At 44.0% G+C, this 22,368-nt stretch carries 20 protein-coding genes; 12 read left to right on the plus strand and 8 right to left on the minus strand.

Annotated features, from left to right (window positions below; translation table 11 throughout):
- Window positions 1–417: 417 nt before the first annotated feature.
- Window positions 418–2,157 (minus strand): glutamine--tRNA ligase/YqeY domain fusion protein, encoded by a 1,740-nt coding sequence (locus tag JMX91_RS09740; RefSeq protein WP_201548862.1) that lies wholly within the window; start codon window positions 2,155–2,157, stop codon window positions 418–420.
- A 314-nt stretch (window positions 2,158–2,471) separates the two neighbouring features.
- On the opposite strand from JMX91_RS09740, the gene JMX91_RS09745 reads away from it, so the two are divergent.
- Both JMX91_RS09745 and JMX91_RS09750 read left to right on the plus strand, forming a co-directional pair.
- Window positions 2,472–2,987 carry a peptidylprolyl isomerase gene (locus JMX91_RS09745; protein WP_058025915.1) on the plus strand — a complete coding sequence of 172 codons (516 nt, stop codon included), beginning with the start codon at window positions 2,472–2,474 and terminating at the stop codon, window positions 2,985–2,987.
- A 123-nt stretch (window positions 2,988–3,110) separates the two neighbouring features.
- Window positions 3,111–3,998 (plus strand): UDP-2,3-diacylglucosamine diphosphatase, encoded by an 888-nt coding sequence (locus tag JMX91_RS09750; protein WP_201548864.1) that lies wholly within the window; start codon window positions 3,111–3,113, stop codon window positions 3,996–3,998.
- A gap of 128 nt (window positions 3,999–4,126) precedes the next feature.
- On the opposite strand, the gene orn is transcribed toward JMX91_RS09750, so the two are convergent.
- Window positions 4,127–4,714 carry an oligoribonuclease gene (orn, locus tag JMX91_RS09755; protein WP_201548866.1) on the minus strand — a complete coding sequence of 196 codons (588 nt, stop codon included), beginning with the start codon at window positions 4,712–4,714 and terminating at the stop codon, window positions 4,127–4,129.
- Between the two features lie 229 nt (window positions 4,715–4,943).
- On the opposite strand from orn, the gene rsgA reads away from it, so the two are divergent.
- From rsgA to secB, 4 genes are all read left to right on the plus strand, one after another.
- A complete protein-coding gene (gene rsgA, locus JMX91_RS09760; RefSeq protein WP_201548868.1) occupies window positions 4,944–6,047 on the plus strand; it encodes a ribosome small subunit-dependent GTPase A in 1,104 nt (367 codons plus the stop codon).
- A gap of 221 nt (window positions 6,048–6,268) precedes the next feature.
- Entirely contained in the window at window positions 6,269–6,724 is a 456-nt protein-coding gene (locus JMX91_RS09765; protein WP_057760987.1) for a rhodanese-like domain-containing protein, read from the plus strand.
- 359 nt (window positions 6,725–7,083) lie between these two features.
- Window positions 7,084–7,347, plus strand: a complete 264-nt coding sequence (grxC, locus tag JMX91_RS09770) for a glutaredoxin 3 (protein ID WP_201548870.1) — start codon at window positions 7,084–7,086, stop codon at window positions 7,345–7,347.
- Between the two features lie 192 nt (window positions 7,348–7,539).
- Window positions 7,540–7,992 (plus strand): protein-export chaperone SecB, encoded by a 453-nt coding sequence (gene secB, locus JMX91_RS09775; RefSeq protein ID WP_057760989.1) that lies wholly within the window; start codon window positions 7,540–7,542, stop codon window positions 7,990–7,992.
- 194 nt (window positions 7,993–8,186) lie between these two features.
- Here the strand turns inward: secB and adk are convergent, their stop codons facing one another.
- From adk to JMX91_RS09805, 6 genes are all read right to left on the minus strand, one after another.
- Window positions 8,187–8,840, minus strand: a complete 654-nt coding sequence (adk, locus tag JMX91_RS09780) for an adenylate kinase (protein ID WP_180952604.1) — start codon at window positions 8,838–8,840, stop codon at window positions 8,187–8,189.
- Window positions 8,841–9,174: 334 nt separating this feature from the next.
- Complete coding sequence (gene ccmI, locus JMX91_RS09785) at window positions 9,175–10,455, minus strand: c-type cytochrome biogenesis protein CcmI (RefSeq protein WP_201548872.1); 1,281 nt, start codon at window positions 10,453–10,455, stop codon at window positions 9,175–9,177.
- Window positions 10,452–11,009 (minus strand): cytochrome c-type biogenesis protein, encoded by a 558-nt coding sequence (locus tag JMX91_RS09790; protein WP_201548873.1) that lies wholly within the window; start codon window positions 11,007–11,009, stop codon window positions 10,452–10,454. The genes ccmI and JMX91_RS09790 overlap by 4 nt, the downstream gene beginning before the upstream one ends.
- Complete coding sequence (locus tag JMX91_RS09795; protein ID WP_201548874.1) at window positions 11,006–11,683, minus strand: DsbE family thiol:disulfide interchange protein; 678 nt, start codon at window positions 11,681–11,683, stop codon at window positions 11,006–11,008. Before JMX91_RS09795 ends, JMX91_RS09790 begins: the two co-directional genes overlap by 4 nt.
- 1 nt (window position 11,684) lies before the next feature.
- Window positions 11,685–13,715, minus strand: coding sequence for a heme lyase CcmF/NrfE family subunit (locus tag JMX91_RS09800; protein WP_201548875.1), 2,031 nt, complete (start codon window positions 13,713–13,715; stop codon window positions 11,685–11,687).
- A 280-nt stretch (window positions 13,716–13,995) separates the two neighbouring features.
- Window positions 13,996–15,330 (minus strand): hypothetical protein, encoded by a 1,335-nt coding sequence (locus JMX91_RS09805; protein WP_201548876.1) that lies wholly within the window; start codon window positions 15,328–15,330, stop codon window positions 13,996–13,998.
- Window positions 15,331–15,823: 493 nt separating this feature from the next.
- Here JMX91_RS09805 and mrdA point away from each other — a divergent pair, with 493 nt between their 5' ends.
- The 6 genes from mrdA to JMX91_RS09835 all read left to right on the plus strand — a co-directional run bounded on the left by mrdA (window position 15,824) and on the right by JMX91_RS09835 (window position 22,246).
- Window positions 15,824–17,809 (plus strand): penicillin-binding protein 2, encoded by a 1,986-nt coding sequence (mrdA, locus tag JMX91_RS09810; protein WP_201548877.1) that lies wholly within the window; start codon window positions 15,824–15,826, stop codon window positions 17,807–17,809.
- Between the two features lie 99 nt (window positions 17,810–17,908).
- Window positions 17,909–18,595 carry a 16S rRNA (guanine(966)-N(2))-methyltransferase RsmD gene (gene rsmD / locus JMX91_RS09815; protein WP_201548878.1) on the plus strand — a complete coding sequence of 229 codons (687 nt, stop codon included), beginning with the start codon at window positions 17,909–17,911 and terminating at the stop codon, window positions 18,593–18,595.
- Window positions 18,596–18,805: 210 nt separating this feature from the next.
- Window positions 18,806–19,234: a 50S ribosomal protein L13 gene (gene rplM, locus JMX91_RS09820; RefSeq protein ID WP_057761004.1), complete on the plus strand. Its 429-nt coding sequence runs from the start codon at window positions 18,806–18,808 to the stop codon at window positions 19,232–19,234.
- Window positions 19,235–19,244: 10 nt separating this feature from the next.
- Window positions 19,245–19,631: a 30S ribosomal protein S9 gene (rpsI, locus tag JMX91_RS09825; RefSeq protein ID WP_021813618.1), complete on the plus strand. Its 387-nt coding sequence runs from the start codon at window positions 19,245–19,247 to the stop codon at window positions 19,629–19,631.
- Between the two features lie 332 nt (window positions 19,632–19,963).
- On the plus strand, window positions 19,964–21,052 hold the full coding sequence (locus JMX91_RS09830) for a lipid A biosynthesis acyltransferase (protein WP_201548879.1): 1,089 nt from the start codon (window positions 19,964–19,966) through the stop codon (window positions 21,050–21,052).
- Between the two features lie 108 nt (window positions 21,053–21,160).
- Window positions 21,161–22,246 carry a tryptophan--tRNA ligase gene (locus JMX91_RS09835; protein WP_201548880.1) on the plus strand — a complete coding sequence of 362 codons (1,086 nt, stop codon included), beginning with the start codon at window positions 21,161–21,163 and terminating at the stop codon, window positions 22,244–22,246.
- The last annotated feature ends 122 nt before the right edge of the window (window positions 22,247–22,368 follow it).

Consider the following 22,368-nt stretch of genomic DNA (forward strand, 5'->3'; position numbering starts at 1 on the left):
GTGAATGAACGCTTATATCGACACGTCGGCCTCGCGTTCTATTATTATCATCGACGTGCTCAGTTATCAAATATAACATAAAGCACATCCGTAAAAACTGACTTTATCTTAACAAACTGGTTATGAATGTCTTGTGACGGATTGTAATGCAGTTATTCCGTTTAACTCTAAGCTGATGGACAAATCTTTTAATGAATTTTATGGACAGGTAGCTTTGATAAATAAATAATTAAACCACCATACCTGCATCCCATAAGCAAAATTCGCACTATAATCATACTTAACTTTATATCTACACACAAAAAAGCCCATCCCTAGCGTACTAGAAATAGGCTAACTTGCAAACTACTATTGTTCAGTATTATTTCAAAATATTCATTTGGATAAGGATACTTTTAAATACTAAGCCAACATAAATTAAGCTGGCTTATAGCTATCACGTAAGCTAACGATTTGGTTAAATACTGGCTTATCAGTGCTGTGATCTTCGCTGTCAGAGATGAAGTAACCTTCACGCTCAAACTGGAAGCGCGTGCCAGCATCTGCATTGACCAAAGATGGTTCAACTACTGCATTTAGCTCAGTGAGCGAGTTCGGGTTTAGCGCTTGATGAACATCAGCAACGCCACTTGGATCTTCAGCACTGAATAGCTGCTCGTACATGCGTACTGTCGCTGGCACACCTTGACTGGCTGATACCCAATGAATCACGCCTTTGACCTTGCGTCCTTCAGGGTTGTTGCCCAAAGTAGCAGGGTCAATCGTCGCTTTTAGCTCAACGACATTGCCACTTTCATCAGTGATATGTTCAGTAACGGCTAGTACGTAGGTGTTACGCAGACGAATCTCTGGCTTTTCTGGAGAGAGACGCTTGTAGCCTGCTGGCGGTTCAATTTCATAATCACCTTGGTCGATGTATAGCGTCTCGGTAAATGGAATCTCACGCTCACCCATATCGACGTTAGGATGGTTTGGCTGAGTCAACCAAAGCGTCTGAGTCGCATCATCAAAACGTGCATTAACGCTATCGGCTTTTTGCGACTCCCAGCTGCTGACCGCTTCGCTAAAGTTAGTGATGGTCACCTTCAGTGGCTTTAGGACTGCCATACCGCGACCAGTAGTCGTCTCTAACGATTGACGAACGCTAAACTCTAGCAAACGGAAATCAACCACACTATCCGCTTTGGTCACACCCACACGCTCACAAAAATCGCGCAAGCCCTCTGGCGTATAACCACGGCGGCGCATGCCAGCGACAGTCGGCATACGGGGATCATCCCAACCGCTTACGATACTTTCATCGACTAGCTGCTTAAGCTTACGCTTACTGGTCAATGTGTGATCAACGTTTAAGCGGCTAAACTCGTACTGATGTGGCGGTACGTCAAAGCCGATTTTTGCAATAACCCAATCATAGAATGGACGATGATCTTCAAACTCAAGCGTACATAATGAATGGGTAATCCCTTCTAACGCATCTGAGAGTGGATGAGCAAAGTCATACATTGGATAGATGCACCATTTATCACCAGTCTGATGATGCGTTTGATGCATCACGCGATAGATGACAGGATCACGTAGGTTCATATTTGGGCTAGCCATATCAATCTTGGCACGCAAAATAGCCTTTCCTTCAGCGTATTTACCGTCTTTCATATCGTTGAACAGCGCTAGGTTTTCTTCAACACTGGCATCACGATATGGTGAAGGCGTTCCCGCTTCATTGAATGAACCACGGTTTTCTTTGATTTGCTCAGGGGTTTGCAAATCAACATAAGCGTCGCCTTGCTCAATCAATTGGATTGCCCATGCATGCAGTTGATCAAAATAACCTGAGGCATGATGTGCCTCTCCTGCCCACTCAAAACCTAACCACTGCACATCGTTTTTAATATTGTCGATGTAATCTTGCTTTTCGGCAGTTGGGTTGGTGTCATCAAAACGCAGGTTACACACACCGCCGAACTCTTTGGCCACACCAAAGTTTAGGCAGATAGATTTTACGTGACCTAAGTGCAAGTAGCCATTTGGCTCAGGCGGAAAACGTGTGACAATTTGCTGGTATCTTTGCGCATTGACATCGTCACGAATGATATTACGAATAAAGTCGTTTTTTACTTCGTCTTTTTGTGCATTGTTGCTTGAGTGCTCACTCATCGGGTATTGCTCCTAACGCAAATTGTCAATTTGTGATACGTGCCATCACGCATCACAAAACGTTCAAAATAAATTATTAAAATAAATTGGGATATAAAAACTCAGATAACGCGTCCGCATTATCACAATTTGTCAAAGCTGATCAAAAATGGCTAAAGTTGCGTTATTCTATCAGCTTTTGCAAACGCATTAACAGCCTGATACATGACACGGGATAAAAAAGCCGTTAGACTACCCGTAACTTTTTAACCACCAACTTTTAACCACCACTTGACAGCATCATTTAAGGCGCTGCAATCAAAAAGGAATATCCCATGGTAGACATGCCACCAGTAGTAGAACTTGACACCAATATGGGTGCGATCGTTATCGAACTCAACGAAGAAAAAGCACCAAAGACCGTAGAAAACTTTTTGAACTACGTAAAATCTGGTCAATATGACGGTACGATTTTCCATCGCATTATTGATGGTTTCATGATTCAAGGCGGCGGAATGGACGCTGAGATGAATGAAAAACCAACCAACGCGCCTATCGAAAATGAAGCGGACAATGGTTTGAAAAACGACAAAGGTACTATCGCAATGGCGCGTACCCAAGATCCACATTCAGCAACTAGCCAATTCTTCATCAACGTAAAAGACAACGATTTCCTAAACCACTCTGGCAAAAATATGCAAGGTTGGGGTTACACTGTATTTGGTAAAGTCACCAGCGGTATGGATGTGATCGAAAAAATGAAAGGCGTTCCAACTGGTCGTTTCGGCATGCATGCTGATGTGCCAAAAGAGCCAGTTGTTATCAACTCAGCAACCATCATTACTCAGTAATAGTCATTCAATAGCAGCTAGTCAGTAATAGTTACTTAGCGATAGCTGTGAATGAGCGAGCATTTTCTAGTAGAATTTATTAAGTAATGCTCGCCATACGATAAGTCACGAGGATCAAGATAAATGCAACGTTTTAATCACTTAATCACGACCCGCCCTCATCAAGTGCGGCAAGTATTGATTAGCGATTTGCATTTATCGCCTCAGGAGCCTGCCTTAGTGCAGGCTTTTTTGGCGCTGCTCGATGACTGTCTTGCTCTGCCCGCGCTCAAACGCCTCTTTATATTGGGCGACTGGTTTGAGGTGTGGCTGGGTGATGATATGTATTTATCCCTATTAAAAGGAAAAAGGTCAGAAGACGAGCAGATGGCGCATTGGCTAACCCCATTGATTGCAAAGCTAAAACAGCTACGTATCAATGGCTGTGAAATATTAGTCATGCACGGCAACCGTGATTTTTTGTTAGGACAGCCGTTTTGCAATCTGTTCGGTGGTGAGCTGATAAGCGAGCCGTATACTTTGACTGTTGGTCAGCAGAATTATCGTTTAGAGCACGGTGACGCACTCTGTACCGATGATAAGAAATATCAACTCTTTCGCAAAATTATGCGTAATCGTCTGACTCAGTGGTATTTGCTTAATAAGTCGTTAGAGAAACGCTTAGCCATCGCAGACAACATGCGCAAAAAAAGCCAGCAGAACAATGCTACTAAAGCGGCTTATATCATGGATGTGAATGATGAGGCCGTACGTCAGGCCATTACTGACAGCGATGCTTTATTGCACGGACATACGCATCGTCCAGATATTCATCAGGCGACTGCTGATAAGAAGCGCTACGTGCTTGGTGATTGGCGCTTGCTAGATAAAGACACTCGCCAGCCGAAAGTAAGCGCTGTGATTGGTGCAGTGACAGACGACCAGCATTTAAATGACCGTTTGAATAGTAATAATTTAAGCAGTGATGATGCTGAGTTTGAGTTATATGAGTTTGAATGTCTTATTCGCTAAAGAACGTTTGACAAATTTTTAGACAACGTATCTTAAAAAATATCTCTTCAGTTCAAAAAGGGTCTGTTGATAGTTCAACAGACCCTTTTTACGTTTACTACAATCTTGAACTGCTTATCGCTCGCTATCTAATCCATCAATTTAAAGAAATGCTGACGATAATGCTTTAGCTCACGAATAGAGTCGCGGATATCGTCTAAGGCCAGATGACTGCCCCCTTTTTCAAAGTTCTTTAGAATGTCAGGACGCCAGCGGAAACACAGCTCTTTAATTGACGATACATCAAGGTTACGATAATGAAAGAAGCGCTCAAGCTCTGGCATTTGGCGCGCCATAAAGCGGCGATCTTGACAGATAGAGTTGCCGCACATTGGCGATTTACCACTATCGACCCATTTATTTAGGAACTTAATGGTTTCAGCTTCCGCTTCCGCCAATGTCACCGTGCTACGACGCACACGGTCGACCAATCCTGACTGACCATGTTGCTTGGTATTCCAGTCATCCATTTTATTTAAGACTTGATCTGATACCTTGATAGCAAACACAGGCCCTTCAGCAAGTACATTCAAATCTTCGTCAGTAACGACAGTAGCAATCTCGATAATCTCATCGTTTAAGGTATCAAGTCCGGTCATTTCTAAATCAATCCACACCAGCCCTTTTTTGCCTTGATTTTTAATTTTAATCTTGTTGGGATGGTCACCGGTAGTCATACAATATCCTATGGTCATTAAATTTTGGGACAGTTTTAAACATAATTTAAAAAACGTATTGCGGTTGAATACTCATATTCAGGCAGCATTGCAATGCACTGATTGATTCAAAAAATCTAGCAAGCGGCCAAAATATTACAAAACCACTGTCTGCCGCAGACGCTTTAGGCTGTATGTTAGCAAATTTTCACGCTACACTTAGCAATATTTTTATAATAGGTCAAAACCCATGGCATTAATCCGGCAACGCAAACTGACCAAACAACAGATTCGTCGCATCGACAAGCAGCAATTGTTAAGTCAAGACAGCATCGATGATAGCTTGATGGATGGCGTGGTCATGGCGCATTACGGTAAGCAATTAGAAGTACAAGTCACAAGTCTACCTGCAATGATACCTGAGCAGCCAGAGATTGCGCCTGATGATCCAGAGCCATTTTGGCAAGCGCTTGAATTGAATGATATTTGGCGCTGTCATGTGCGTACCAATCTACCGATGCTAGCTGCTGGTGATCAAGTACGCTGGAATGCCGACTCTAATACTGGCTTTGGTCGTATCGAAGCGGTCAAACCGCGTACATCGCTAGTTTCTCGTCCTGACCGCTATCATAAGCTCAAACCTGTTGCCGCCAATGTCGATATTTTGGCGATTGTTTTTGCGCCATTACCTGCCGCCGCGCCAACGTTGATTGATCGCTATCTCGTGGTATGCCATCATGCAGGTGTCAAACCACTATTGGTACTCAATAAAGCTGATTTATTAGCAGAAGAAAATGGCGTAGATACCAATGAATTATTGGCGCAGTATGCCGCGCTTGGCTATGAAAGTGTTCTGACTTCGGTCGATTGCCCTGAAAATATCGCTGAGAGCGATGAGCAAGAAGGCCTTGATGAACTAAAACGCTACATAGATAAAAAGCTGGTGATCTTCGCGGGTCAATCTGGCGTCGGCAAAAGCAGCCTAATCAATGCACTTCTGCCTGACTCTGGACAGAGTGTCAATATCATCTCACAAAACTCCAAGCTCGGTCAGCACACCACGACGACCAGTCGACTGCTGCCATTTAACCCAGAAGACCTCACTCAAGGCGGTATCGTTGATACACCAGGGATTCGTGAGTATGGTATTTGGCACCTTACTCCTGACGATATTATTTCAGGCTTCGTTGAGCTAGCACCATTGGCCGGTGACTGCCAATTCCGTGACTGTCGCCATACTCACAACAGCAAAGGCTGTGCACTATGGCAAGCGGTAGCTGATGGTGAGGTATTGCAGCGCCGCGTTGAAAACCTCGTCACGCTACGAGAAGAGGCAGATACGAAGCCTTATTAATATTTGGCTTGTTAGTGTCCGCTCTAATTAAAAACGGTCTTGTGAGTAGATACTTTTATTAGGCTGAGAAGATCCATAAATAGGTACAATAACCGCCCAATTATTGCCTATGTTATCGCCCGTTTACTATAGATGGCCTTATCGGTATAATAGCGCCTTGTTCACTATCATTGGGCTGTCTTCTCAGCTTAATAGAACACTTATTTTTTTGGAGGTATGGTTTGGATCGTGCGCTGGAATTTGTGGGCAACCACCCGTTTTTATTTGGTATATTAGCCGTACTTGCTATACTGTTTTTTACGATTGAAAACAAACGTAGCGGTAGAAAAATATCGCCTAACACGCTTGGCATGATGGTCAATTCTCAAAACGCGCAACTTATCGATATTCGCGCTAAGAAGAAGTTTGAATCAGGCTATATTCAAGGCAGCCGTAACATACCGTTCACTGACCTTAAAGACCGCTTAGAAGAGATTCGCGCGATTGAGCAGCCAGTGATTATCATCTGCGACATGGGCGTACAAGCAGGTGCTGCGATTCAGATGATTGGTAAAGATAGTGTCTATCGCTTAGAGGGCGGTATTGGCGGCTGGCAAGGCGCTGGCATGCCATTGGTTGGTGTAAAAGACGCCAAGGCAAAGGCTAAAGGTAAAACAAAACCAAGTCTAAGCAAGTAATAGACCTGTATAGGCACTTAAGTGAAGCGTTTATACACAGCACTTAGCTGATGTTTGTGTGACCTGACTAACGTTATCAGTGCTACTAATGCTATCAAGAAGACACCTTTTTATTGGGTGTCTTTTTTTGTGGTTCATTTTTCATGTTCTATTTATTATGTTTTACAGCCCTAAGATACGTTTTGAGCCAAAACGGCTTGAATTTGCTATGCCCATCCCCACTTTAGTAATGAGCATCACCGAATGCATTTTTGCTTTACTCATTGATAACAGACTATACCAACGCTTAGACTATGATAATTTATCATGCTCTTTATAATATGTTTGTTATCCCATAAATTTATAAATAAGGATTTACCATGACTGTATCTGTGAAAGTTTACACTACCCCTATCTGCCCATACTGCTCAAACGCCAAACAACTACTAAAAACCAAAGGCGTTGATTATGAAGAAATCGGCATGCACGATATGAGCAGCGAAGAGCGCCAAGCGTTGATGAAAAAGACTAATAACTACCGCACTGTGCCGCAAATCTTCGTTGGTGAAACCTTTGTTGGTGGTTTTGATGAACTCAACCAAATAAACCAACAAGGCAAACTTGACGAGCTATTGGCTGGTTAATCTGCTACCTTTCTTTACTGTCTGTCTTTATTTATGTAAAGATAGGCAGTGGCACGTTTTAATAGAGCAGTAAGAAGTAATAATAAAAAATATCGAGACAACACCAAAAAATAGTCTCGATTTATATTACAATGAACTTTTATTAAAATGACGATTTGCCCAATCATTTGATTTAATTTTAGAGGATTTACCATGGCTGAAGAACAAGCACAACCACAATTGGCACTAGAACGCATCTACGTAAAAGACATGTCACTTGAAGTCCCAGGCGCTAGCGTATTCACTAAAGAGTGGAACCCAGAGCTTGATATCAATTTGTCTAGCAACGCTGAAAAACTAGATGACGATCATTATCAAATCATCCTAACTGTGAGCGTTACTGCCAAAAATGCGGAAGAAGCAGCATTTATCGCTGAAGTGCATCAAGCAGGTATCTTCTTACTAAAAGATATTCCAGAAGATCAAATCGGTCAAATCTTGGGTGCATACTGCCCTAACGTGTTGTTCCCATATGCTCGTGAAGTCATCAGTGACATCGTGACACGTGGCAGCTTCCCACAATTGCTACTAGCACCTGTGAACTTTGATCAAGCGTATGCACAGAGCCAGCAGCAAGCACAAGTTGATGCTCAAGGTAATGCTTAAGCGCTAACCAAAAATATATGAGCTCTACCAGTCGTATATTTGATAAAAGGCCGTTTACTTATAATGAGTAAGCGGTTTTTTTGTGGGTATGTTTTTATAAGGCATAAAATCATCAGCCATAAAAAAACCCTGCTATTAAACAGGGTCTTCAACGACTACATCGACTGGCTAAATTACTTAGCTAACCTCGATAATTAGCCTTTTAGTGCAGACAAAATTTGCTGCTTAACGTCATCGATACCTTGCGTACCATCAAACTTGTCATAGTTAGGCGCATCATCGCCTTCTTTGGCTTTGTCTTGGTAGAAACCAACCAATGCTGATGTTTGCTCATGATAAGTCGATAGACGGTCACGGATAGTCGCTTCTTGGTCATCTTCACGCTGGATAAGCGCTTCACCAGTAACGTCATCGATGCCTTCAACCTTTGGTGGATTGTGATCGACATGATAAACACGACCTGAACCTGGATGCTGACGACGGCCAGACAAACGGCTCACGATTTCGTCATCAGGTACACTGATTTCGATAACATGGTCGATAGCAACATCAGCGTCTGCAAGTGCTTGCGCTTGAGGAATAGTGCGCGGGAAACCATCTAGGATACAACCATTCACACAATCAGGCTTAGCGATACGCTCTTTCACTAGGTTGATAATGAGGTCATCAGAAACCAAACCACCAGCATTCATGATATCTTTGGCTTTTTTGCCAAGCTCGCTACCTTCTTTAATTGCTGCACGTAGCATGTCGCCAGTTGAGATCTGTGGAATATCATATTCTTTAGAAATAAACTGGGCTTGGGTACCTTTACCGGCGCCTGGTGGTCCTAGTAAAATAATACGCATCATTACACGACTCTCCTTAATAGATAGGATTTTGGGATTAATAAAACTCTGGGATTAGTTGTTTGCAAAGCTACCTTACCTTGTGGCCCTGCAAAGCTCAAGTATTTTCATTATTGATGTGACAAGTTGGCATGACTTATCTGTTCATACATGGTCAATTAAAGATAAAAAGCAGCAGTATTGACTGCGTTTGGAGTGCCCATTTATATATCTGGGTTACCTTTATATCTCTTTTAATCAAGTCAATCATAACACTGCTGCTCGCGTCCATACTGAGCAACAGCGTCTATATAATAAATACCATTAGCGTCCAGTATTTATATTACTACTATGGCTATGGAACTTGCTGATTTATTTCCACGTTGACCTGATTTTGTTCTGCGCTGATAACCACTGGATTACCCGAGAGGTCGCCTGACTCTGCGGTAGCATTGCCACTATGACTGATACGAGCGATGACCGCTAGCTGTACTTTATCAGAACGAGCCGACCCTAGGGTACGCTCTGGCATCATAGCATCAAGATCACTTAGGCTAATAACCGCTTCGCCTTGTTTGATATTGCTAATCGGTAGACGCTTAGCCGCAAATGGTGGACCACCTTTCACGTCACGTATCGCTACAAACAGCGTATCGTCAGCTTTTACCAATGGTAACAGACTAGCATTTATTTTGACTGTCACTTCGACGCCTTCAGAGGCTTGCTGTTGCTGCATTACCACATTAGCGCTAAGCTCATCTAGACTTGATAGCGCTTGCGTATGATCACCTGGTTTGGCCGCGATACTGTCACGCAGACGTTTAATCCAGCCTTGCGCTTGATCGAAGTTACTAGCACGGGCTTCACCCATCGCCATAAGCATTTGTGCGCCCTCATGCTCTGGGTTTTTGGCCAGTATGTTTTCTAACACTCGGCGGCTATTGGCATCTAACTGACCCTTATTAGCAAAGAAACTAATCTGCGCATAAGTGGTCGCAATTTCTTCGTTGTCAGGCGATAGACGATAAGCGCGCGACAACGCTTCTAGTGCCGAATCAGTCGCCTCTAATGACAAGAATAGCTCTGATAGGCGCATCCAGCGATTGTAGTCACTGGCATGACGATAGACGTTAGTCTGCATGGCACTGATCAGCTGATTACCATCTTCAATTGCCCAAGCAGGTGGCTGATCGATTCTACCTGTTAATAGATCGTCCGCCACTTGACCGACTTTGTCCTCAGCAGCCCACAGCTCAAAGACAGGTGTGCGATCACCGACCATCAGATATGCCATGGCGGTCAATACAGGCACCCAAACCATAATAATCAATCGGCTTTTGATACCTGGCGTGATCATCGGTGACACTTCACGCTGAGCGTCCAAAAGCTGACGTTCAAGCTCAAGCTTTTGGTTTTGATAGTGATGGTCATCAATGATACCACTGTCTTTATCTGTTTTCAGCTCTGCTAGTCGCTCACGAAACACAGCAACGTTGATATCCAGCAGTTGATTGTCCACAGGCTTACTATGCGAACGCGGTGCTCTTAACCACGGCTTAATGGTGATAATGCCCAACAACAAAGCGACAAGTAAACTTAGCGCAATAAATAAGCCAACAGTAGAAAATATGGTCATTTTTTGCCCCCAAGGCTTGTAGTGTCGTCTTTGTCATCACTGTTAGCTTGTGACAATAAGCGATCAAGTTCTGCTTTTTCAGCGGCAGACAACGCTTTGACATGGTTGTCTACTGCCACACCACTCTCGCCACTGGCGACAAGCTGACGGCGTTTACTTTGCCAAAACCAACCGACCAATAAAACGATCAATAATAACGGTGGGAAAAACCATAAAATCCATGTTGAAGGACGTACTGGTGGCTTATAACTGATAAAGTCGCCATAACGCTCTTGCATATAGGCTCGAATCTCGCCATCACTACGACCATCTTTTATCAAATCATAGGTTTTTTGCTTTAAGTCTTGGGCAATTGGCGCATCAGACCCTGCCAAGTTTTGGTTTTGGCATTTTGGGCAGCGCAGCTCTTCGATGAGACCGCGGTACTGGGCTTCTTGTTGCACAGAATCAAAATCGTAGACATCAATGGCAGCAAAGCTTGCCATACTGAATAGACAAGCAATTAACAAGCTTGCTAACTTTATGGTCGCCTTTCTTATTTGGTAGGCTATCATTTGCACGCCTCCAAAACTTGGCTCGGATCTGGACTGACACCATTATTACTAGCGTCATTGAGCACCATCAAGCAAGGCGTGATACGACTTTGCCAATTGCTCTCATTGATCTCACCGATGATATGCTGACGAATAATCCCATCACCATCGACGATAAAAGTCTCAGGTGCACCAGTCAGACCTAAGTCTAGAGCGAACTGTCCTGACAAGTCCTGAATAGACATAGAGAATGGGTCGCCACCGCGATTAAGATACCCTAACGCATCACCAATATCATCTTTGTAGTTTACGCCTACCAAGTTTACACCGCGCTCTTCTAACTTCATCAAAAAAGGATGCTCAATGATACAAGTTGGACACCAAGAGCCCCAAATATTCATGAGGAATGGCTTATCTGGCAAGTTGTCATTGGTCATGATACGACTGGTATCTGATAATAATGGCAACTCAAAAGCAGGTACTGGACGCTCAAGCGCTGTATTGGTCACGATATCAGTCGGCTTGCCCAAACGCATATAGAGCATAGCGACCAAACCAATAAAGACAACCAGCGGAATCAAAAATCCGATTTTAAGTTTTTTCTTAGTTTTTACTTTATTACTGCTCGCAACTTTAGGGTCGTTGACAGCCTCTTGCTGAGCTTTTTTATCAGATTCATTGTTTGAGGTAGTCATATTAACGCTCCCCTATCTTTGTAGCTGACGTATCCAAATCTGCAACCGTCGCAAAGCCTGATTTTTTGGCCGCGATTTGCGCAGGTGTTTTGGTTTTTTTGATACGGTAACGATTGTCTAGCATACTGAGCAATGCGCCAAACGCCATGATAAGCGCACCCAACCATATCCAGCGGATAAGCGGTTTGACATAGATACGGAAAGCCCATTCATTGCTATCTTCAGCAATTGGCTCACCAAGTGCTACGTAGACATCACGCATCAAATTGGCATCAATCGCAGCTTCTGTCATCGGCATCATACTGATAATATAGTTACGCTTTTCAGGATATAACGTGGTCACTTCTTGACCGTCTTTACTGACTGTTACTTCTGCTTGCGTAGCGTCAAAGTTACTGCCTTTTACTTCACTAAAGCCTTTTACCATAAAGTCATAGCCTTGCACATTGACACTGTCATTAGGCCCTAATGCCACATCGCGCTCAATGCTCAACGTAGTGGTAAATGCCACGCCGATGACCGCAATGATGACGCCAATATGAGCGGTTTGCTGCCCCCAATAACTCAGACGCAACTGACGTAAGCCGTTTAAACGACTTGGTGCATTTTTGGTCTTGTCTTTGAAATCGACAACCATCCATAACAACACCCAAAAGCTCACGGCCAATGTGACACCGATATTTAACATCGCTGATGGACTGGTGAAATAGGTGATAATAGCGGCTAATACCAAACTGCTCACCGCGATAACCATACCAGCACCCAATAACGGGCGGCTGTCTTGTTTCCAGCGGATATTAGAGCCCATACCCATCGCCACCAGTAGCAGCCATGTCAACGGCACAAATAGAGCGTTGAAGTATGGAGGGCCAACAGATACCTGACCTAAGTTAAAGGCATCAGCAATAATAGGATATAGCGTACCAAGTAGTACCACTAAGGTTGAAATTAGAATAATAACGTTGTTAATTACCAAAAATGATTCACGTGAGATGAGTCGATACTGACTCTCGACCGTCAAACGCCAGCCACGTACCGCAAACATCAACAGACCACCGCCGACGATGATACCGAGGATGACTAGAATCACTAGACCACGCGTTGGATCAGCGGCAAATGAATGTACTGAGGTGATGACACCTGAACGTACTAAGAACGTACCAAGCAAGCTAAGCGCAAAAGCAAAGATTGCGAGCATAATAGTCCATGCTTTAAACACACCGCGTTTTTCGGTGACAGCAAGTGAATGCAGTAGCGCCGTCCCCGCCAACCATGGCATCAATGAGGCGTTCTCTACTGGATCCCAGAACCACCAACCGCCCCAGCCAAGCTCATAATAAGCCCACCAAGAACCAAGCGCGATACCGACTGTTAAGAAACCCCAAGCCGCCAATGCCCATGGACGCGACCAACGTGTCCATACCGCATCCAAACGCCCTTCCCACAGTGCTGCCATACAAAACGCAAATGGCACAACCATACCCACATAGCCCATATAGAGCATCGGCGGGTGAATAATCAAACCAAAATCTTGCAATACAGGGTTTAGATCCGCGCCATCGACAGGTAAATTGGGTAATGTGCGATCAAACGGTGATGAGGTAAAGATAAGCATCGCTAGCATCATCATCTGCACGCCTGCCAGTATCACCAGCACTCGCGCACGCATCGACAACGGTAACCCACGACTGAAGTAAGAGACCAGCGCACACCAAGTGGCCATGATGGTCATCCAAAGCAGCAGCGAGCCTTCATGCCCGCCCCATGTCGCCGATAGCTTGTAGTACCAAGGCAGCAATGTATTGGAATGCTGAGTGACATAGACGAGACTAAAATCGTTGTAATAAAAGCCTGCCATCAATGCTGCAAATGAGGTAATCATTGCCGCAAATTGCGCCCATGCCAGACTTGGCGCCAAACGCTGCCAAGCGACGTGGTCACGCATGACGCCAATGGTTGGTAGTACCACCTGCAAAATCGCCAATATAAAAGCGGCCAGCAAGGCAAAATAACCCAATTCTGTGATTAACATACGGTCTAACCTTGTTTACCTTGGATACAATTAAGGGTTCACCGATGGCACTGCTAGCCACTGGCAAACGCTAATAGTCCTTTATGCGGTCATAGTTTACGGTTAAAAACTGAGGTTTCAATTGCTGTAGAAGCACATAAAACCCGCTACTATCATTGTGACGTACCAATATGAATGATTGATACAAAATGCTTATCTGGTGTTAATTTTACATTTTTTAGTTATTCAAAGCTTATTCAATACAGCCGTTCATGACTAATTAAAAATACTTATTCATGCATTATTGCATCGAGGGGAAAAATACTAACACTAAATGCAACCAACCTGCTAGAAAACCAGTCAAACCGCCCAAAACAATCAACGTCATCTCATCCTCTCGGAAAGCGGGACGCAACAAGTTCTGAAACTCATTTGGCGTGAGCGCACGTATTCTATCGCGAAACAGACCAAATATCTTACTGGCTCGACTTTCATTTAGCTCAGGATCTCGCAGTGGCACCATCGTTGCGACAATAGATTTGTCGATAATAGTATTTTTGAGCTGTCCATAATCACGGCGACCCAATCCCACACGTAATGTCGTGCTAATCACTGGTGACTCTAGCACCGTATATAGATGCGATTTCATCAAATCACGCGTTTGCGCTGAGCGGTCACCGTACATCATTTCACTCATGATGTTTTCTAAAGTGACCAAATCCTTTACCACAATCTCAGCAAAAACCTCAGAAACTTCCTCTTGGCGCTTCATAAAGCCGCCTTGCAAACGATACTTTGCGATATGCGGTATGACGGGTTTGATAAATGGAAAGCGACTCTGCACCGAAAACAGCTTCAAATAAGGGATGAAGTGCGGCTCTACTGGATTAAACACCATCCAAATAGCAATCCAATTGGTGAGAAAACCCCAAATTGCAGCAAAGAACGGTACGGTCCAATGCTGCGGCACCACCAAAAATATAAACATCTGGATAATACCAAATACCAGACCAATCAAAGCACTGACGTGCCAGATAAAGTCGATCTCTTTTTGACCGACCTTTAAAAACATATTGACCATCAGGCGACGATCGTTTTCCATGGTGTTGACAATCATTTTGCGCATATCGACCAAATCTTCGACATGATAAGTCAAATCTGTCACAAGCGACTGCATAATACTGGGTAGCTCTTTATGAGCTTGCGCATAGACACGGCGCTTTAGGGCGTAAGGTAGATTGCCCCACAGTGCTGGCGAGTGATCCAACATAATCTCATCAATCAATGGCTCAAGGTTTTTGTCTACCGTATCAGTGACAAATATCGCCATTTGCTCAGGCTCCATCGCCTTAAAAAACTCATCAAGCGAACCGAGTTTTGAGAGCGTCTGGTCAACGATAACCCCTGATATCTTGCCCGCTTTGCGCGGAACGATACCTTGCCAACCAATACCTGGCAGCCCAAAAAATGGGAAATTAGGAATACGAATACCCCAAAACTTGACCGGGTAAAACAGCATCTTGAGCGCCATCCACACATGTACCCAAGTGACGAATGCCGTCACTGGTGGAATGGTCAGCATGGCAAAGAACTCTGGGTGTTCAGCTATCGTCTGCCATAATGAATTTACGTCCATGACTTATCTAGTCCCTGACAGGTTGGTTGTCGTTGCTAATATTGTCGCTACTGATAGCGAGGCTTTAGCAAAATGAGAACGTTTCAAAAGACGCTCCGCCCATAATAACTACTATAAAATAAATCGCCTGATTTTAGCATACTTGCCATTTATTAGCACATATAGACCAGCGACAAGTTGTGACTAAAGATGACATGGTTCATATCGTCTGCTCCCCAATAAAAACCTAAATATAAGCCAGTTCTTGGTCGGTAGATAATCAGGACAAAATATATGACTGAGTACTGCGCCTGCTCATTTGTTCTGTTATAATTTGTAGTGCAATAACAAAGACTACCTGCGTATAAATGACTGCATAACGATTTCACCCCATACCCTTCTATGTGATTGAAACCATTTGCATTATCTTTTAAACTCACCGCACTTTGGTTAACCAACCTGCCCTCTTATTTTTCTTTTATTGACTCACTGACCGTTTGGGCTCTGATCTTCTATGAATAAACCGATAACTCCCAATACCGAACAGGTCAACAGTACCTTTACCAATCGTATTATCATCTTTGGGATTATAATATTGATTGGTTTGGGCGGTTTGATAACACGTTATGGGTATTTGCAAGTCTACGCTTATGATCAGTACACAACGCAAGCCGATAACAACCGTATCAAACTGATATCTGCGCCGCCTAGTCGTGGGTATATTTATGATCGTAACGGAGTAATACTGGCAGACAACCAGCCTGTATTTACAGCGATGCTCAGCCCTGATGAGGTCGAAAACCCTGAGCGCACGTTGCATCTACTCGCGCCGATTTTTGATTTAACCGATACAGATATTACTGATATCTTGGCGCGTCTAAGTAAAAATAAAAACGACCCGGTAACGATTAAGATTGATTTAACAGAAGCACAGTTGGCTCAGTTTAGTGAACGTAAGCCATTCTTCCGCGGGGTATCTATCCAAAGCAAGCTTACGCGCTCTTATCCTTATGATGAGCTGTTTGCCCATGTCATTGGCTATGTCGGACGTATCAATGACAAAGAGTCAAAGCGTATTGATAAAGACCGTTACGCTGGTACTGACTTGATTGGTAAAATCGGTATCGAGGACTACTATGAAGATATTTTGCTTGGGCAACCGGGTTATCAATCGGTAGAAACAGACGCACATGGTAATATCTTACGCCAATTAGATACCAAGCCGCCGATAGCGGGTAACGATATTACGTTGAGCTTGGATTATGGTTTGCAAACCATCGCCCAGCAGCAACTTGATGGACGCCGCGGTGCAATCGTCGCGATAGACCCAAAAAACGGTGATGTCTTGGCGTTTGTTAGTAATCCAAGCTACGACCCTAACCCTTTTATATCAGGTATCTCTTTTAAAGACTACGACGATCTGCGTGAAGATTTGGATCAACCACTGTATAACCGTGCGCTACAAGGTACCTACCCACCTGGCTCTACTATCAAGCCATTCGAGGGTCTAGGCGGTATTCATTATGGTCTACGCGATTGGAACAGCACTATCTATGACCCTGGTTATTTTAGCTTACCTGGAGATAGCCATCGATTCCGCGACTGGAAACGTGGTGGTCATGGCACGGTAGATCTAAAAAAATCCATCGCGATGTCGGTCGATACTTATTATTATAAGTTGGCTTACGAGATGGGCATTCAGCGTCTGCACGATTGGATGGTACGCTTTGGTTTTGGTGAAGATACTGGTATTGATTTACCTAACGAAAAATCAGGTATCATGCCATCGCCAAAATGGAAAAAAGATACTTACGATAAAGACTGGCTACCAGGCGAAACGATCTCTGTCAGTATTGGACAAGGGTATTTCTTGGCAACGCCGCTACAGATTGCCAACGCTACAGCCATGACTGCCAGTAAAGGACAGCACATTACCCCGCACTTATTAAAGAGCAGTGACGGCGCCGCGGACGTCAAAGTCATTACTAAGCCAGATGGCAAAATCGACTATAACGGTAAGCCGTCTGACTGGTTGCGTATGCATGATGCAATGGAAAGCGTGGTAGAAAACGGTACAGGACGCGGTATCTATACCCCGCGCTATCGTATCGCTGGTAAAACAGGTACTGCACAGGTGAAATCTATCGCGCAGGGCAAACGCTATGACAAGTCAGCGATTGATAAGCGTCACTGGGATCATGCTTGGTTTAATGGTTTTGCCCCAGTAGAAGACCCGCAGATTGCCCTTGCGGTATTGGTTGAAAATGGCGGCGGTGGTAGTGCTGTTGCAGCGCCTATTGGCCGTGCTCTATTTGACTACTGGGTATTACAACGTAAGACAGATCCTGTGTTGCCACCTTCTGCTGATGAGCTAAAAGTCATTAAACGCCAAAAGGCTTTTGAAAAAGCGATGCGTGATGCCATTCGTGATAAAGAAGCAAAAGCATTGGAAGAGAAAGAAGCCGAGGAAGCCGAAGCGGCAGCAGCGACATCTGAGTAACTAGACGTTTAAGTAGTTAACAGTATAAAAAGCAAAACCTAACAAAGAGAAGCCTAGTAAAGTAAAACCCAGCAAAGAATTGGTAAGCGAGACACGATAATGAAAAAAGCCTCAAATGGACGCGCACCAAAGAATAACCGTAAGGCGAAAAGTACGGCAGCGGGTGATGTGCGCATCATTGGTGGTCAGTTTAAGCGCCGTATTGTAAGTTTCATTGATGCAGACGGCCTGCGTCCGACCCCAGATCGTTTGCGGGAGACTTTATTTAACTGGCTACTCGCTGACATTCATGACGCCCATGTACTCGATAGCTGCGCTGGCAGTGGCGTACTAGGATTTGAAGCGCTATCTCGCGGCGCTGCCCGCACGACATTTATCGAAATCAATCCAGCACAAAGCAACATGCTACGTCAGAGTGCTGAGCAATTGCACATTGAGGCTGCTGCTTATCAAATTATCACTGGCACTGCTGAGCAAGTATTGCGTCAAAAGCATCTGACTGCGCGCCCCTTTGACATTGTATTTATCGATCCGCCTTATGCTCAGGATTTATGGCAGCCTATTTTGACTGCGCTTATTACCAATACCTTAATAAATACTGAAACACTGATTTATTTAGAAGCTGATAAAGATTTGTCAGCACAGCTTAAGCAATTGGAAGCGTCGCTAAATGAGAATCTAGACCTCCAATCGAGCGTTACTCAGCAATCAATCGCTTTTGAATGTCTGAAACAAACCAAAGTCGGACAAGTTGTCGCTGGACTTTATCGTCTATCATCGTCATAATTGTCGGGTTAATGAAAGCCGTTAACGTATTTTACAAATGTTTAGAACCGCTAAAAACTGGCCGACGCTGCAGTTTAATGTATATAAGGCGAAAATAAACCCCAATGCAGCTTGCAAGCGTAGGCGCTACTGCTTATAATGTGCAGTCTGTTTTTTGAGAGCCCCGTTCCCAGCTAAACTCTCAACGAATTCTAATTTTAAGGTTTTATCATGAAAACACTTAGTGCAAAACCAGCTGAAGTGACCCATGACTGGTATGTCGTAGATGCTGACGGCAAAACCCTTGGTCGCTTAGCCACTCAAATCGCAACTCGCTTACGTGGCAAGCACAAGCCTTCTTTTACTCCGCACGTTGATACTGGTGACTTTATTGTTGTCATCAATGCTGACAAAATCACGGTAACGGGTAAAAAAGCACAAGACAAAAAGTACTATCGTCACAGTGGCTACCCAGGTGGTATTAAAGAAACCAACTTCAATAAGTTGCTTGCACATAAGCCTGAAGATGTTCTACACAAAGCAGTTAAGGGTATGCTTCCAAAGGGCCCTCTTGGCTATGCGATGATCAAGAAGCTGAAACTTTATGCGGGTACTGATCATCCACATACTGCACAGCAACCTAAAGAACTAGACATCTAAGGATATACTTATGGAACGCAATTACGGAACTGGTCGCCGCAAGACGTCTACTGCTCGTGTATTTTTATCAAAAGGTACTGGTAGTATCGTTGTTAACGGTAAGCCACTTGACGAATACTTCAGCCGTGAAACTTCACGCATGGTTGTACGTCAGCCATTAGAACTACTAGACTCTGCTAACGCATATGATTTATATGTAACTGTTGCAGGCGGTGGTATTAGTGGTCAAGCTGGCGCAATCCGCCACGGCATCACACGTGCATTAATCGAAGCTGACGAAACTTTAAAACCTGCTCTAAAAGCAGCTGGTTTTGTTACTCGTGATTCACGTCAAGTTGAACGTAAGAAACTGGGTCTACGTAAAGCACGTAAACGTCCACAGTTCTCAAAACGTTAATCAAAACTATCTCTTATATTTTTGCTGCTGTTGTCTTTTTCTCAGAGCTTCAGTAGTAAAGTTAAATAAGAGTCTGGTTTTGCAAAACCTTATAAGCTGGTCACAGCTTATAAGGTTTTTTTATGCCTACTGATAGCGTGTTGATTATCTGATTGTCTTCATCAAACAAGTTTCGTTTTACGGCAATAACTAACATGAGCACCTTGTTTCGACACTACAAAATAGAGCGTCTGTAGAAATTCTAACTTGCAAAGCATTAAACGCTACCCCATCATATCAGTAACTTTTTATTATTAGCCATGATGCCTCAAACCGTGCCGCAGAAGGATATTATGAAAGCGCCAGAACAATTCGACCCTAGCAAGCCATCTGCCAATAGCAGCGTGCCGCCTAGTATGAAACAGTCGGCTAAGTCGCCTGCGATACCGGCTGGCACACCGACAATTACCCAAAATCATAAGCGTACAGCGCAAGCAGAGCACAAACCATTTCAGTGGCAGTTTTTATCACCAAAGAATTGGGGCATTTGGTTATTATTCTTAATAATGCTACCGATGATATATCTGCCGTTACGTTGGCAGTTTTGGCTAGGTCGTAAGCTTGGTATATTGATTTATAAAGTTGCTGGCTCACGTAGACGCGATACATTAATCAACCTGAAGTTGGCATTTCCAGAGAAGCCCGAAGCTGAACGTGAATTAATGGCCAAGCAAGTATTTGTCAATCAAGGCATTGGTGTGTTTGAAACGTTATGCGCTTGGTTCCGGCCCAATATATTTACTAGAACTGTATCCATCTCAGGGTTACAGCATATTGTTAATGCGCAAAATGAGCAGCGGCCAGTTATCTTGCTCGGTGCGCATTATACGATGCTAGATTTGGGTGGCCTATTATGTGCGCAGTTTTTCCCAGTAGATTGTATGTATCGTACGCAAAACAACCCTTTATTAGACTGGTTTATTTATAATGGCCGTACCAATATTTTTGGTAAGCAAATCTCTAGTCGTGATATGCGTAGCTTAGTTACCTCTATCAAAGCCGGACATGTCATCTGGTACTCTCCTGACCAAGACTACGGTCTCAAGCAAGGGGTGATGGCGCCATTTTTCGGTGTGCCTGCCGCAACGATTACTGCATCGCGTCGCATGGCAAAACTGGGTAGCAAAGCACAGCCACCAGCTGTCATGGCACTGCATACTTATCGGCAGACGCCTGACAACTTGCCGCGTGGTAAACGTCCCCATTATCATTTGACGATTACGCCAGAATTAGACAACTACCCAAGTAAAGATGAAGTCGCTGATGCCACTCGGGTCAATGAAGTTTTAGAAGGGCTCATTCGTATTGATCCTACACAGTGGATGTGGTTTCATCGCCGCTTCAAACATGGGCCAAACGGTCGTACTGATATCTATAAGTAAGCCTTTATTCCCAAAAATACTGGTGAAGTTTGCTATACTTTGCGGCTAATATTTTGCATTTTAGCTATGCACTGATAATAATTTGATAAACAAAATAACGGATTTCCCATGAGCAATAACAGTACTCCTGACAATCAAGCTTCTAATACTTCAACTGAAGCCAAGCGCATCCTGACTGGTATCAAACCGACTGGTATTCCGCACTTAGGTAACTATGTTGGCGCGATTCGTCCAGCGATTGAGTCTATTCAAAATAGTGATCATGAAGCGTTTTTCTTTTTAGCAGACTACCATGGCATCATCGGCTGCTATGACCCTGCTATCATTCACGAATCGACTAGAGCCATTGCAGCCACGTGGATTGCTTGTGGTCTAGACCCTGAGCGTGTCACGTTCTACCGTCAGTCAGACGTGCCTGAAATTCCAGAACTTGCTTGGATTTTGAACTGCTCATGTGCCAAAGGTTTGATGAACCGCGCCCATGCCTATAAAGCAGCCGTTGATATCAATACAGAAAAAGCTGATGTCGATCCTGATCAAGGTGTCACCATGGGTCTGTTTGGTTATCCCGTGCTAATGGCGGCTGATATCTTGATGTTCAATGCTACCCATGTGCCAGTAGGTCGCGATCAAGTTCAGCATATCGAGATGGCGCGTGATATCGCAGGTACTTTTAATCATCGTTATAAGTCTCTTTTTACGCTACCGTCGGCAGTCGTTGATAACGATATACCGCTGCTTACTGGGCTTGATGGCCGCAAGATGAGTAAGAGCTATAGCAATACTATTCCCCTATTTGGTGAGCCAAACCCGCAAGTCAGTCCTGAAAAACAGATGCATAAAGCCATCATGAAAATTGTGACTAACTCACAGCTACCTGATGAGCCAAAAGATCCTGATGATTCAGCTATCTTTGAGATTTATAAAGCATTTGCGACCGCTGAAGAGATTGCTGATATGCGTGCGCGTTATGCCGCTGGTATTGGCTGGGGTGACGCTAAACAAGCGCTGTTTGATAAGATTAATGACGAAATCGCGCCATTCCGTGCACGTTACGAAGAGCTGATGGCCAATCCAAAAGAGCTAGAAGAAATATTGCAGATGGGTGCAAATAAAGCCCGTCGCCATAGTCGTAAGCAACTAGACAAAGCTCGCCGTGCTATCGGTATCCGCCCGCTTGCTAAGCTTAAATAATCGTTGCTGGAATAGTCGTTTCACTGACGCAACTTATTATCAAAGCGGGTGCTAAACGTGCAAACTGAACCAAACACCAAACAGGCGGCTTTGTCTAAAGTCGCCTTATCTGCTATGGCGGA

This window comes from Psychrobacter sp. Pi2-1, assembly GCF_904846645.1.
Classification (GTDB): Bacteria; Pseudomonadota; Gammaproteobacteria; order Pseudomonadales; family Moraxellaceae; genus Psychrobacter.